This window comes from Sphingobium sp. GW821-FHT02B05 (genome assembly GCF_059421905.1).
Window position 1 is genome coordinate 307,548 of sequence record NZ_JBWKVW010000003.1, and the last position, 13,069, is coordinate 320,616.

Below are 13,069 nucleotides of genomic sequence, written 5' to 3' on the forward strand. Positions count from 1 at the left end.
TTAGTTGATCGTTACTTTAAAGGCGACAGCCACGGAAGCCAGGCCCGCAACAGTGCCGACATTGGCGGTCACGGTCGTGGTTCCCGTATTGAAGTTAGCGGTATAGCCATCCGTTTCGGCCGCATCGTCGGCATCGTCATCCTCGGTCGTACCCAAAAGGACGCAGGTGCCGCCGGGCAGGCCGGCGCTGATCGAACCCGGCACATAGGTCGTGTTCGTCGGTATGATGTCGGTCAATACCACGCCGCTCGCGCCGGTCAGGGCGGTGCCATTATGGACGAGCAGACAATATTGCACCGTTGCGCCCGGCAACGCCTTGGGATTGACCAGATTGACGCCATCCGACAGGACGAGCGCAGATTTGGTCACGGTCAGCGCGACATTCTGGGTGCCGATGACATAGGAGGCATAGGCGCGACCCTGACCATTGCGTGCGGCGTCGCCCAGATTGACCAGTCCGTCGCTGTCGTCGTCGGCGAATACGATATCGACCACATTGTCGGCATTGCCCAGGCTGAGGTCGGTCGGGAGCAGGATCGCGCCCTTCGTACCCGATGCGCCACCGGCCGCGGCGATGACATGCAATGAAACCTGCGCTTCATGGATGCCCACGGTTGCGGGGATGTTGCCGACGATGAAGACCGCGACCGACGCTTCGGGCGCCAGTTCGTCGATATAGGTCTGGGTATCCACATCGGCATCATAGACGCCATTATTGTTGCTATCGACGAAGACCTTCATGGAGGAAATGTCGAAATCGTCGGTGCCGGTCAGTATGCCGACGGACAGGGTGGTCTGGTCGGGATCGAGCCAGAAATCCTGAATGCCGTTGGTGTGGTTGGTGACCTTGAACTTGGTCACTGCCGCCTGCTGGCTCAGATTGACCTGCGTTGCGCCGGTCTGGTCGGTAATGACGGTGAAATCGACCTTGCGATCGACCACGAACTTGGCAGCGTTGGAGGTGGTGGTCTGCGACGCGCCGTTCACGGTGTAGGTGACGGTGGCGATATTGGAGACTTCCGTGCCGGCGGCGGTGGCCGTCGATCCGGTCTGGGCATGCGCCGTGCCGGTCGCAACCATGGCGGCGCCGCCCAGCAGCATCAGCCGCATTGAGCGAGACATCATATTGTGAATTCCTGTTGCTTGAGGGTCATGCGCGCGAGCGCCCGGAAGAGCGATCACTTGAGGACAGCCTTGAAGGCGAACTGACCCTGTCCTCCGGCAGGGACGGTCGCGATGCGCCAGCGGATATGGCGAACATCATTGGATGTGGCCGCGCGGCTGTTGCCGCCGGCCATGGGCACGCGCAACTGGGCGAGCGGGCCATAGGTCTTGCCGTCCACCGACAGGAGCGGCGCGGCCGATCCGGCGCCGGGCGCGCGATAGGTGATCGCATCAGGCACGGGATTGTCGAGGACGATGTCGGACAGCGGTTGCGCGCCGGTGTTGCGATAGGCGAGCACGAAGACGACATGGTCGCCCGGTACCGCGCGGGTTGCCGGTGCCAGCGCCGTGCTGACCGCGCCTGCCTTGTCGAGGGCGCGTTGTTCGACGAAAATCTTCGAGGCGACCTGTAACGGTCCCTGTGCAGCGATCGCCGGCGTGCCGGCGGCCACGGCGGCGATTAGAGCGGTCATCAATGTACGGGCCATGGGCTCAGTCCTTGCTATGAGGTACTGGAGCCCTTGGATGGTTTTGCGGCTAATGAACTCTTACCGGCCGGTCCGCGGTGGAGCGAAGTTCGACCATGGTCTAATGGTCGTCCGATTTTCGTATCGGAAGCGTCCAGCCGCATGCCTCGTGCGACCAGCCGAGCGCTTGACCCGACAGGTCGCCCGATATGTCAGTCAGTCGAACAGCAGGACAGGCTTGATCGCGGCGCCGCTCTCAGCATCGTGAAATGCCTCGTTTATCGCGTCGAACGGATAGAAGCGGATAAGCCGGTCAAAAGGGAATTGCCCGGCCTGATGCAGCGCCACCAGATGGGGGATGAAGCTTTTGGGATCGGCGTCCCCTTCCACGATGCCGCGGATGGTGCGGCCCCCGCTCATGATGTGCGACACATCGGCCTGAAGCATCGTGCCGGGCGCCGCGGCACCGACGATGCCGCAGGTGCCGCGCACCCCCAGCATGGCGATGCCCTGCTGGATGACCGCCGGCAGGCCAGTGCAGTCGATGGCGAAATCCACGCCGGCGGGCAGCATGTCCAGTACGCGCGCGACAGGATCGTTGCTCCGCCCATTGATGGTCAGTGTCGCGCCCAGTTCGGCGGCGATTGCGAGCCTGTCCGGGTTCAGGTCCACCGCAACGATGGACGCAGCGCCGGCGACCTTGGCCGCCATGATCGCAGACAGGCCGACCGATCCGGCGCCCAGTACGACGACGCTGTGTCCCGGCTGCACCTTCAGCGCATTCATCACCGCCCCGGCCCCGGTCAATATACCGCATCCTAATGGTCCCGCGATGCGCAGGTCCAGTTCGCGCGGCACAACCACCGCATTGCGGACATGGCAGATGGCATGGGTCGCGAAGGAGGATTGGCCGAAAATATTGGCGAAGACCGGGCTGCCGTCCTGCGCCCTGAGCGCGCTGCTGCCATCGGGACGGGTGCCGAAGAAATTGCGCGGGAAGAAGTCGTGGCAATAGCTGCTATGATCCGAACAGCAAGTTGGACAGGTGCCGCAGCTGTTATAGCTCATCACGACGGGATCGCCCGGACGAATGTCGGTTACGTCTTCGCCCACCTGTTCCACGATGCCGGCGCCTTCATGGCCCAGCACCACCGGTTGGGGGACGGGGACGCCCTGCTGCCACATGGTCGCATCGGTGTGGCAGATGCCGGTGGCGACGAGGCGGACAAGCAGTTCGCCGGCGCGCGGTGCCTCTATGGTCAGGGGGCGGATAACCATGGGTCGATCCGATGCTTCGACGATGGCTGCGCGAATATCCATATGATCCTCAATTTCCTATCTAGTACATGTATGGGACCGATATCAAAAAATGGGTTCATCGCCAAGCCGGCGATTCGGATCACGTGACTTGGCCGGCGCTATTTTTCAAAAATTGGGCATTAAAAGGCAAAAAACGAGGATATTGGGCAAATTCCTAACGCTAAAGCAAAAGTCATTTCCTGCCGGGAAAGGGATTGCCTTGTCCCCTCATGTTGTTTAATGTGACCGATATCACGAGCAAGCGGATGGCAGATCCGGCAGTGTTGGGAGGATGAGTTGATGCATCGTATGATGGTGAATCGCTTCACATATGGATTGATGGGCGGCGGAGCGGCGCTATGCGCGCTGGTCGCGCCGGCGATGGCGCAGCAGGCCGCGCCCCAGCGACAGCAGGCCGAAGTGGATGGCGCGGTCGCGGCCGATATCGTCGTTACCGGTTCTCGCATCGCCCGGTCCGGCTTCAACGCTCCCACCCCGGTCACCGTGGTCGGTGAGGAACGACTGGCCCAGCGGGCCATCACCAATGTCGGCGATGCCCTGAACGAATTGCCGTCCTTCCGTCCGCTGGTAACGCCGGCGACGCAGCAGGCCGTGGGCGGCAATATCGGCGCGCGCGTGCTCGACCTGCGCGGCCTGGGTGCGACCCGAACGCTGGTGCTTCTGGATGGCAAGCGGTTCGTGCCTTCGACCACGCAGGGGACGATCGACGTCAACCTGATCCCCAGTTCGCTTGTGTCGCGCACCGAAGTCGTGACCGGTGGCGCATCGGCCGCCTATGGGTCGGACGCGGTGGCGGGCGTCGTCAACTTCATCCTCGATCGCGACCTGACCGGGCTGAAAGGTTCGATCCAGGCCGGCATTTCCAGCCGGGGCGATTATGGGCAGCAAAATGCCCAGCTCGCCTGGGGCACGAAATTCGCCGACGACAAGGGTCATTTCATGATCGCGGGCGAATATGACAAGTCGGATGGGATGGGCGATTGCTACACCCGCAGCTGGTGCCCGCGCGAACAGCTGATCGGCAATACGCCGGCGGGTGCGGGCGGCCTGCCCGCCAGTATCCGTGGCGGTCCGGCCGGCACGGGCAATATTTCGTCCGGCGGCCTGATCGTCGCCAATTCCGGGCCGTTGCGCGGGTTGGCGTTCAATCCGAACGGCACGACCCATGCGTATGATTTCGGCACCATCTACGGCACCAATCCATCGCCGCTGTTCACGCAAGGGGGCGAAGAGTCCGTGCGCAACGGATTCCTGGACGGCATTCTGCTGATCCCACCGGTCAAGCGGTTCGTCACCTACAGCCAGGCGTCTTACGAATTTTCCGACGCGCTGAAGGCCAATCTCGACCTGTCCTACGCGCGATCGAAGGGCATGGTGATCGGATCGGTGGCGCGCACGACGCAGACGATCCAGCGCAACAATGCCTATCTGCCTTCGGGTGTCGCGGCGATCATGGACGCGAACGGCATCAGTTCGTTCAGCCTGGGCCGCGCGTTGATGGATCTGGGCGGGTCGGTCAATCATAGCGACAACCAGACCTATCGCGCGGTATTGTCGCTGGAGGGCAAGATCAGCGATAACTGGCGCTGGGACGCCTATTATCAATATGGCCGCAACGAATTCCGCCAGGATTATACGGGCAATGTCGTCGGGTCGCGCATTACCAACGCGGCCAATGCCGTCAACGTGAACGGGCAGATTGTGTGCGGCATCAATGCCGATGCCAACCCGGCCAATAACGATCCCAATTGCGCGCCGATCAACCTGTTTGGCGCAGGCAATATCTCGCAGGCCGCCGCCGCCTATATCGCGCCGGCGGGCTATCAGACCACCGACACGACCGAGCATGTCATCGCCGCCAACATCAATGGTGCGGTCTTCGCGCTGCCGGGCGGAGACTTTTCTATCGCGGCGGGCGGCGAATATCGCAGCGACAAGGCGGTCGGAACGGCTGACGCGCTATCAACTGCCAATGCCTTCTGGTCGTTCAATGGCAAGGCGGTAAATGGCAGCATCCGTGTTGCCGAAGCCTATCTGGAGGCGCAGGCGCCAATCCTGAAGGACGTCGCTTTCGCCCAGACGTTGGAACTGAACGGCGCGGTCCGCCGTACCCATTATCGTCGCTCCAGCCCCGGCCTGAATACCACGACGGTCAATGCCACCACCTGGAAGCTGGGCGGCGTCTATGCCCCGATCGAGGAAGTGCGTTTCCGCGTCACCCGTTCGCGCGACATTCGCGCGCCCAATCTGACGGAGTTGTTCGGTCCGGTAACGCTGGGCCGCACGACGATCGTCGATCCGCTCAACAATGGCGCGCAAATTCAGGTGAACAGCTTTTCCGGCGCCAATCAGCAACTGGCGCCGGAAAAGGCCGATACCTGGACGGCGGGCGTGGTGCTGGCGCCCAAGGGCTTCCTGCGCAACTTCCGCTTCTCGGTCGATTATTATGACATCGACCTGAAGGGTGCGATCTCGACCCTGGGCGCGCAGGTGGTGGTCGATCGCTGCGCGGCGGGGCAGACGGCACTGTGCAACTTCGTACAGCGCGATGGCGCGGGCGCGCTCACCAGCGTCAGCGACGTGCTCCAGAATGTCAGCCAGGTGCGCAATCGCGGCATCGATATCGAGGCCAGCTATCGCACCGATGTCGGCACGCTCGGCAACCTCGACTTCCGCCTGCTCGCCACTCATTATCTGAAGCTGGAGATTGGCGGCATCGACCGCACCGGCCAGACCGGATATCGCCCCGGCACTACGACGGGCGTGCCGGACTGGATCGTGGACGGGACCGTGCTGTGGGATCTGGGCAGCGTGGCGCTGAACCTGCACGGCAAATATATCCCCAAGGGCGTGTTCGACACGACGCTGGTGGGGCCGCAGGATGACGATTATTCGGCCGGCCTGCCCAACAGCGTGAACAATAATCGCGTCGCCGGCCGCTTCTACCTGGACCTTGGCGCGACGGTGAAGGTGAACGACCAGTTCGAGCTGTTCGGCGTGGTCAACAACCTGCTGGACAAGGATCCGCCGCTCGCCGCCAGCGCGCAGGGCGGTACCAACCAGGTCTATTTCGATCCGATCGGCCGTTACTTCAAGGTCGGCGCCCGCATCCGCATGTAATTGGTTCAACTAAGGAAACTGGCAAGCACATGGCAAAAAAGTCTCTGCAACAACTGCTCGAAACCAGCGACAAGTGCATCGTCGCTCCCTGCGTCTATGACTGTGCGTCGGCACGGGCGGTGGAGATGGTCGGCTTCGAAGCGATGATGCTGTCGGGCGGCGAAGTGTCGATCGCGATGAACGGCGTGATCGACTATGGCTTCAGCAACCTGACCGATGTGGAATGGATCACCAGCCGCATCAGCCAGACATCGCCCATTCCGCTGGCCGCCGATATCGAGGACGGCTTTGGCGGGCCGCTGGCTGTCTATCGCAGCGCCCGGCGCATGGCGATGGCGGGCGCGACCGCGCTTCAGCTGGAGGATGCCGACGATATGGAGGAATCCACCGGCCTGCTGCCGCGTGAACGCTATCTGGAAAAGGTGCGGGCGGCGCTCGCGGCGCTGGAGGGCACCAACTGCTTCCTGATCGCGCGCACCAATGCCGACCCGGAAAGGCAGATGGACGAAGGCTGCGAACGGATGCGGCTGGCGCATGAACTGGGTGCGAAGATGACCACCGTCGTCAAGATCGGCACGCTGGCCCATGCCCAATATGTCTCGTCCAAGGTGCCGGGATGGAAGATGTTCCCCGATGTGCGCAACATCAACGGCAAGCCGGCGGTGACGGTGGATGACATCTATCCGCTCGGCTTCAACATGATGACGATGCACTATACGCTCAAGGCCGCGATGGACGGGATGCTGGAACATGGCATCAAGAACTTCGCCCAGCAGGGCTGCGACTATACCTGCGAGAAGGTCGACGCGACTGGCATCATGGGCATGAGCGCCACGCCGCTGTTCGACCCGCAAAGCTATATGGAACTGGAAGGCCGTTTTTCGGGTCGCGCCAAGGAATATACGATCGTTGGCAATCAGGTCGAAGACTTCCCCGAAGGCTTCGTCCGCTCCTCGATCGACGATCGCCTTTAAGGCTTAGATCCTCTCCCCTGGAAGCCCGGTCGACTGCACGCGACCGGGCTTTTTTTGTGTGTGGTGTAGGAAAGGCGACGCTTAACTTGGCACGTTTCCCGCTGATTGCGACATTTTGGAATAAGAGTAGGAAATTTTATGTCGTGAGGGGGGGGTGGCGGACGGTGTGAAAGAGCAGGATGAGGGATAACAGCTGGGGCGGGCGTAGGACAGGGTTTGGGTCAACAGCAGTCATCCACCTCAGTGTCTGCACGCAATGGCCAAGCCGAGGGTTGCGAACAGCACCCACAACCAGACGAAAGTCCAGAATGTCATTGGCGCGCTGCTCCGCTCCGTATCGAGCGACTGGTAGTTGAACGGCATTTTACCGGTGGCTAACCCCACGGAGAGGATACCCGTAGAGAATAGAGCCAATAGAACACCGGTGACAGCTGCTTCGGTCATTGGCGAATGGTACGCACCTGCATCAGGTCTGCAAGGGATCTCATACAATCTCAGTGCCCTTCGTCATGCCGGGCTTGACCCGGCATCCCGCTTCTTTCTGGGCACCGTAGGAGAAGAAAAGCTGGACTCTGGATCAAGTCCGGGGTGACGGTATGTTTTGGCGCTTACCCCTCTACCCCGGCCAGCCTTAGCGCCCGATACGGCTTCAGCGCCAGCAGCAACAGCACGCACATGATCGGGGCGGCGCAGCCGACGACGATGGCGAGGGAATAGCGGATGTCGGTGGGGGCGGTGAAGAGATGGTCGGTCATGAAGCCGATCACGACCGGGCCGATGCCGATCCCGACCAGCGAGATCACCATGATGTAGAGCGCCGTCACTTGTCCCCGCGCGCGGTTGGGCAGGATGAGTTGCAGCGCGGTGCCGGCGCAGGGGACCGGCATGCAGCTCAAGAACATCGCCGGGGCGATCAGCGCCAGCGCGGCCCAGGCGTTGGGCATCAGCGGGGCGAGCGTGCCGAAGACGCCGCAGGCGAGGAAGCCGAAGGCGGCGACGCGCAGATGGGCATCGACATGGCCGGCGCGGGTCAGACGGTCGCTCAGCCAGCCGGCGAAATAGGTGCCGCCCGTGCCGCAGATCATCATGATAAGGCCGAAGCCGATGCCGACCTGCGCCGGGGTCCAGCCATAGACGCGGGCGAAGAGGGCGGGCGTCCAGACATTGTACGCAAAGTTCACCACCGTCACCATCGAGAAGCCGGCGAACATCAGGATCAGCGCGCGGCGGCGGGCGCGGATGACGCCCAGCACTTCGGCTATGGTGAGCGGGGTCGTGCCGCCGGGACCGCGCCGGTCGGGCTCCTTCATGAACAAGAGCAGCGGGGCGAGCAGCAGGCCGGGGGCGCCGACGATCAGGAAGGCCGCCTGCCAAGGCTCCAGGCCAAAGGGCAGTCCGGCGCCGTGCCAGCGTTCGGTGAGGGACTGGAGCAGCTTGCCCCCGGCCATGAAGGCAAGGCCGATGCCGAACGGCGCGCTCAGGAAAAAGACGCTGACGGCGCGGCCGAGCTTTTCGGGCGGGAACAGGTCGCTGAGCAGCGACAGGCCGCTGGGCGTGACGCTGGCTTCGCCGCAGCCGACCGCGACGCGAGAAAGAAAGAGCTGCGAGAAATTGCGGGACAGGCCCGATGCCATGGAAGCGAGGCTGAAGAAGAAGAGACTGATGCCCAAGACGATCCGCCGTTCATAGCGGTCGGCGAGGCGGCCGAGCGGGACTGCGCCCAATGTGTAGAAGATGCCGAACGCCACCCCCTGCAACAGCGCGAAGCTGGTGTCGTCGAGGCCGAATTCCGCCTTCACCGGTTCGACGGTCAGGTTGAGGACGACCCGGTCGAACTGCGACGCGATCGAGGCGAGCGACAGCAAAAGCGCCACGGTCCATGCCCGTCGCGGGTTCGGCCAGGGGCGCAGGTCCGTGGCGTCAGGGGCGGCGATGTCCGGCTGGGGCATCAGGGCCATGGTCATCCTCTCATCTTGCGGGCTGGCGACGTCAGCCTCTTTATGAATATTGCAGTGCGGCCTCGATCTGGCGGACCTGCTGGGCGACGGGCAGGTTGCCGTCGATGATCAGCGCCCGCTCGTCCGGGTCGGGCGGCTCCAGCGTGGCAAGCTGGCTGTCGAGCAGGGAGGTCGGCATGAAATGACCGGGCCGCTGCGCCATGCGCCGTTCCAGATCGGCGCGCGACAGATGGGGCAGGGCGAACAGCACATCGCCCACATGGCGGCGGATCAGGTCGCGATAGTCGCGCTTGAGCGCGGAGCAGGAGGCGACGGCGCCGTTATGCGATGCGGTCAGCGCCGTGGCGACATTGCGCAGGAAGGGCTGGCGGGCTTCGTCGTCCAGCGGGATGCCGGCGGTCATGCGCGCGACATTTTCGGGCGGGTGGCACAGGTCGCCCTCCACGAAGGACCAGCCCAGATGTTGGGCGAGGGCGCGACCCAGGGTCGATTTGCCGCAGCCCGCCACGCCCATCACCACGACGGCGCGGGTCATGCCGGTTGCTCCCTGTCCATGTCGAAGAGGCGCATATAGGCGGCGCTGTCCGCCGGGCCGAGGCCGCCGGCGACGGCGATGCGGTGCAGGTCAGCGATCAGCGAGGTGACGGGCATCGGCGTGCGGGTGGCCAGCGCGGAGGCCTGCACCGTCTCCAGATCCTTCAGCATATTGTCGATCCGGCCGGTCGGCGAATAATCGCGCCGGGCCATTTTGCTCATATATTCCTGAAGGATGCGGCTGTCGGCGCGACCGCCGGCCAGCGCGGCGGGGATCAGCGTGGCGTCCACGCCATGCGCTTCGGCAAAGCGGACCGCTTCGGCGACGGCCATGAATGCATTGGCGCAGAGGATCTGGTTGATGAGCTTCACCGTCTGGCCCGCGCCGGGTGGACCGAACAGGGTGATGTTGATGGAAAGATGATCCAGCACGGTATGGGCGCGGGCGAAATCCTCCGCCGTGCCGCCGACCATCAGGGTCAACCTGCCCTGCGCGGCGGCGGGTGCGCCACCCGACAAAGGCGCATCGACCCAGCCCATGCCGGTTTCCTGGCGCAGCCGCTGCGCCATGGTGGCGGTGCGGCCGGCGTCGATGCTGGACATGTCGATGAGAAGTTTGGAAGCATCTGCCGCCTGCGCCACGCCATCGGGGCCGAAGACGGCCTGTTCGACGATGGCCGCGCTGTTCAGGCTGATGATGACATGGTCGGCGTTGGCGGTGGCGTCCCGCGCGCTGCTGGCGGCAATGGCGCCGCGCGCGATCAGGGGCGCCATCTGTGCGGCATTGCGGTCATAGAGGTGGAGGGTGGCTCCGCTGTCCAGCAGCCGGCCGGCGATCGCCGACCCCATGACACCCACGCCGATGACCGCAAGCTGCATCTTATCTGTCCTTGATAGAGGCCCGCTCCACGATGCGCAGGCCCACATCGACGACGGACGGGGCCGGGGTGGCATCGCTGGCGAGCATGTCGACCAGCATCTTGCCGGTGCGAAGCCCCAGCGCGCGGAAATCGACATGGATGGTGGTGAGGGCGGGGTTGATTTCCCGCCCGATTTCGAAGTCGCCAAATCCCATGATGGAAACATCTTGGGGGATGCGGATATGCATGCGCTGCGCCTGCATCACCGCGCCGACGGCGGAGAGGTCGGACACGGCGAAGATCGCCTCCACATCCGGATGACTTTCGACCAGCGCACGAAAGGCGGCCGCGCCATGATGGAAGCTGACAGGCGCGCTGCCATGGCGCAGCACGGCGTCGGTGGGCAGGCGGGCGAGGCGCAACTCGTCCTCGAACCCGCGCATGCGTTCTTCGCCGCGATGGTCGGTGACTTCGCCGTCTGGCGAGGCGGCTAGGGCGCCGATGCGGGTAAAGCCGCGATCGAGCAGATAGCGGGCGGCGGTGCGGCCGACCTGATAGTTGGAAAAGCCGATCGCATGTTCGATCGGCTGGCTGGGCAGGTCGGCAATCTCCACCACCGGTACGTCGGCCGCCATCAGCATGCGAGACGCATTGCGCCGGTGCATAGCGCCGGTCAGCACGATCGCTTCGGGTCGGCGGGCGAGCAGGTTCAGAAGCTGCCGTTCCTCCTCCGCCATGTCATAGTCGGTATAGGCGATCAGCAGATGATAATTGGCTTCCCGCAGCGCTTCCGTCAGGCCATGGGCGACCGCGGCGAAGTTGGCGTTGGTCAGCGTCGGCAGCATCAGCGCGATGAAGCCGGTGCGGCGGCTGGACAGGCTGCCGGCGGTCTTGTCCGGGACATAGCCCAGGTCGGCGACAGCCTTCAGCACCTTGTCGCGCGTGGTTGGCAGGACCAGTTCGGGATCGCTCAGCACCCGCGATACCGTCATGCGCGACACGCCGGCCAGCCGCGATACGTCGCGGATGGTCGGGCGCTGCGACGCGCGCCGGCCGGGTTTCGGCTCAGCGGGAGCGGCGGCGGTTTCGCGGGGGGGACGGCTCATGGGCGGGGCTTTCCTGATGGCTGCGATGCTTGTCGCATATCAGCGTCAGGCGGCCTCGGCCACCGCGTTGCCGCCGCTAATGATGTGGTAGAAACGGCCCTCGAACATCTCCAGCAATTCCAGCGTCAGGGCGCGGGCCTGGGTGCGGATGTGGGAAGCGAGCGCTTCGTCCAGCGCGGCGAGCGAGGGATAGTCCACCTGCTGCATCATCGCGATCGGCGGCGCGCCGTCATCGACCTGATCGACGAAGAAAAGGCGGACGTTGCTGCCATGGGGGAATTGGCCCCAGAGCGGGGCGAGACGGGTGCGGACCTCTTCGCGGAAGCGATCCTCGAAACCCGGCTTGATCGTGCCTTCGAAAATGGCGGTGCGTGTGATCACAATATATCCTCGTTGATGGCGATGTGCAGTTTGACGAAGCGTGATCGGTCGCCGGCCTGTTCGAAGGCGTCGACCGACCGTTCGAGCGGGAAGGTGCCCGACAGGATCGGCGACACGTCGATCGCGCCGCTGACGATCAGATCGACGGCCAGGCGAAACTCGCCATTGGCGCGGAAGGCGCCGACGAACTCGATCTCGCGCGATTGCAATGGGTTGACCGGGATGGGGGCGGTGCCGGGGGGCAGCATGCCGACCTGCACGATACGGCCGCCGCGCCGGACGATGGGGAAGAGCGAGAGCAAGGCGGACGGTGCGCCCGATGCTTCGAACGCGACGTCGAAATGGCCGGCGGGGCTGGCATAGGCGGCCAGCGCGTCGGGATCGGTGGCGACGTTGATGGTGCGGGTGGCGCCCATGCGGTCGCGCGCGACGGCAAGCGCAGCGTCCTCGACATCGGTGCAGACCACTTCGATCGCGCCGGCATGAAGCGCGCAGCGCGCGGTCAGCAGGCCGATCGGGCCGGAGCCGGTGACGATGACGCGCTTGCCCATCAGCGAGCCGGCACGGTTGACGGCGTGGAGGCCGATCGACAGGGGTTCGGCGACCGAAAGGGCCAGCAGGTCGGCATCGGCAGGGACCGGGATGATCTGGTCTCCACGCAGGATGAGGGTTTGCGCGAAGCCGCCCTGCACATGGGGGAAGCGGCCGGCGCTGCCGAGGAAAACCATGTCGGTGCAGAGGTTCATGCGGCCGGCGCGGCAATAGTCGCAGGTAAGGCAGGGGCGGCTGGGGTCGAGTGCCGCCTTCATGCCCGGTTCGACATGGCTGACGGCCGATCCGACCTCCAGCACGACGCCGGAAATTTCATGGCCCAGCGCCATCGGTTCGCGCACCGCAAAGTCGCCCACGGCGCCGCGATGATAATAGTGCATGTCCGACCCGCAAATGCCGCCATAGGCGACGCCTACCCTGACCTCATCGGCGGCCAGCGCTGGCTCCGCGCGGGATTCCACCCGTAAATCCTTCTTCCCATGACATATCGCAGCCAGCATGAGTCTCTCCTTTGATGGGACCGATATCATTTGTCACATCTTGCTGCAATGAAGTTATGAAACACGATAAAATGAAAAATGTCGATTGCAATGTGACCGGTCACTTTCTACGCTAACAGGCAGGTATGGAGGT

General features: G+C 63.8%; 12 protein-coding genes. 2 read left to right on the forward strand and 10 right to left on the reverse strand.

Annotated elements, in window-relative coordinates; translation table 11 throughout:
- The 3 genes from AC07UX_RS13715 to AC07UX_RS13725 all read right to left on the reverse strand — a co-directional run bounded on the left by AC07UX_RS13715 (position 1) and on the right by AC07UX_RS13725 (position 2,909).
- On the reverse strand, positions 1-1,125 hold the full coding sequence (locus AC07UX_RS13715; RefSeq protein ID WP_495192556.1) for a hypothetical protein: 1,125 nt from the start codon (positions 1,123-1,125) through the stop codon (positions 1-3).
- Positions 1,126-1,178: 53 nt separating this feature from the next.
- Positions 1,179-1,652 carry a hypothetical protein gene (locus AC07UX_RS13720; protein ID WP_495192557.1) on the reverse strand — a complete coding sequence of 158 codons (474 nt, stop codon included), beginning with the start codon at positions 1,650-1,652 and terminating at the stop codon, positions 1,179-1,181.
- Positions 1,653-1,847: 195 nt separating this feature from the next.
- On the reverse strand, positions 1,848-2,909 hold the full coding sequence (locus tag AC07UX_RS13725; protein ID WP_495192558.1) for an NAD(P)-dependent alcohol dehydrogenase: 1,062 nt from the start codon (positions 2,907-2,909) through the stop codon (positions 1,848-1,850).
- 321 nt (positions 2,910-3,230) lie between these two features.
- Between AC07UX_RS13725 and AC07UX_RS13730 the strand changes: the two genes are divergently transcribed.
- Positions 3,231-6,071: a TonB-dependent receptor gene (locus AC07UX_RS13730; protein WP_495192559.1), complete on the forward strand. Its 2,841-nt coding sequence runs from the start codon at positions 3,231-3,233 to the stop codon at positions 6,069-6,071.
- A 29-nt stretch (positions 6,072-6,100) separates the two neighbouring features.
- Complete coding sequence (locus AC07UX_RS13735; RefSeq protein ID WP_495192560.1) at positions 6,101-7,045, forward strand: isocitrate lyase/PEP mutase family protein; 945 nt, start codon at positions 6,101-6,103, stop codon at positions 7,043-7,045.
- Positions 7,046-7,285: 240 nt separating this feature from the next.
- Here AC07UX_RS13735 and AC07UX_RS13740 read toward each other — a convergent pair whose 3' ends face one another.
- The 7 genes from AC07UX_RS13740 to AC07UX_RS13770 form a co-directional block, all read right to left on the reverse strand.
- Positions 7,286-7,489: a hypothetical protein gene (locus AC07UX_RS13740; protein ID WP_495192561.1), complete on the reverse strand. Its 204-nt coding sequence runs from the start codon at positions 7,487-7,489 to the stop codon at positions 7,286-7,288.
- Positions 7,490-7,653: 164 nt separating this feature from the next.
- The gene (locus AC07UX_RS13745) at positions 7,654-9,009 is read right to left on the reverse strand and encodes an MFS transporter (RefSeq protein WP_495192562.1); all 1,356 of its coding nucleotides are present in this window, start codon (positions 9,007-9,009) and stop codon (positions 7,654-7,656) included.
- A 34-nt stretch (positions 9,010-9,043) separates the two neighbouring features.
- On the reverse strand, positions 9,044-9,538 hold the full coding sequence (locus tag AC07UX_RS13750) for a gluconokinase (RefSeq protein WP_495192563.1): 495 nt from the start codon (positions 9,536-9,538) through the stop codon (positions 9,044-9,046).
- Entirely contained in the window at positions 9,535-10,416 is an 882-nt protein-coding gene (locus tag AC07UX_RS13755) for an NAD(P)-dependent oxidoreductase (protein WP_495192564.1), read from the reverse strand. The genes AC07UX_RS13750 and AC07UX_RS13755 overlap by 4 nt, the downstream gene beginning before the upstream one ends.
- Position 10,417: 1 nt before the next feature.
- Positions 10,418-11,503: a LacI family DNA-binding transcriptional regulator gene (locus AC07UX_RS13760; RefSeq protein ID WP_495192565.1), complete on the reverse strand. Its 1,086-nt coding sequence runs from the start codon at positions 11,501-11,503 to the stop codon at positions 10,418-10,420.
- Between the two features lie 45 nt (positions 11,504-11,548).
- Complete coding sequence (locus tag AC07UX_RS13765) at positions 11,549-11,884, reverse strand: hypothetical protein (RefSeq protein WP_495192566.1); 336 nt, start codon at positions 11,882-11,884, stop codon at positions 11,549-11,551.
- The gene (locus tag AC07UX_RS13770) at positions 11,881-12,936 is read right to left on the reverse strand and encodes an L-idonate 5-dehydrogenase (protein WP_495192567.1); all 1,056 of its coding nucleotides are present in this window, start codon (positions 12,934-12,936) and stop codon (positions 11,881-11,883) included. The genes AC07UX_RS13765 and AC07UX_RS13770 overlap by 4 nt, the downstream gene beginning before the upstream one ends.
- Positions 12,937-13,069 lie beyond the last annotated feature (133 nt).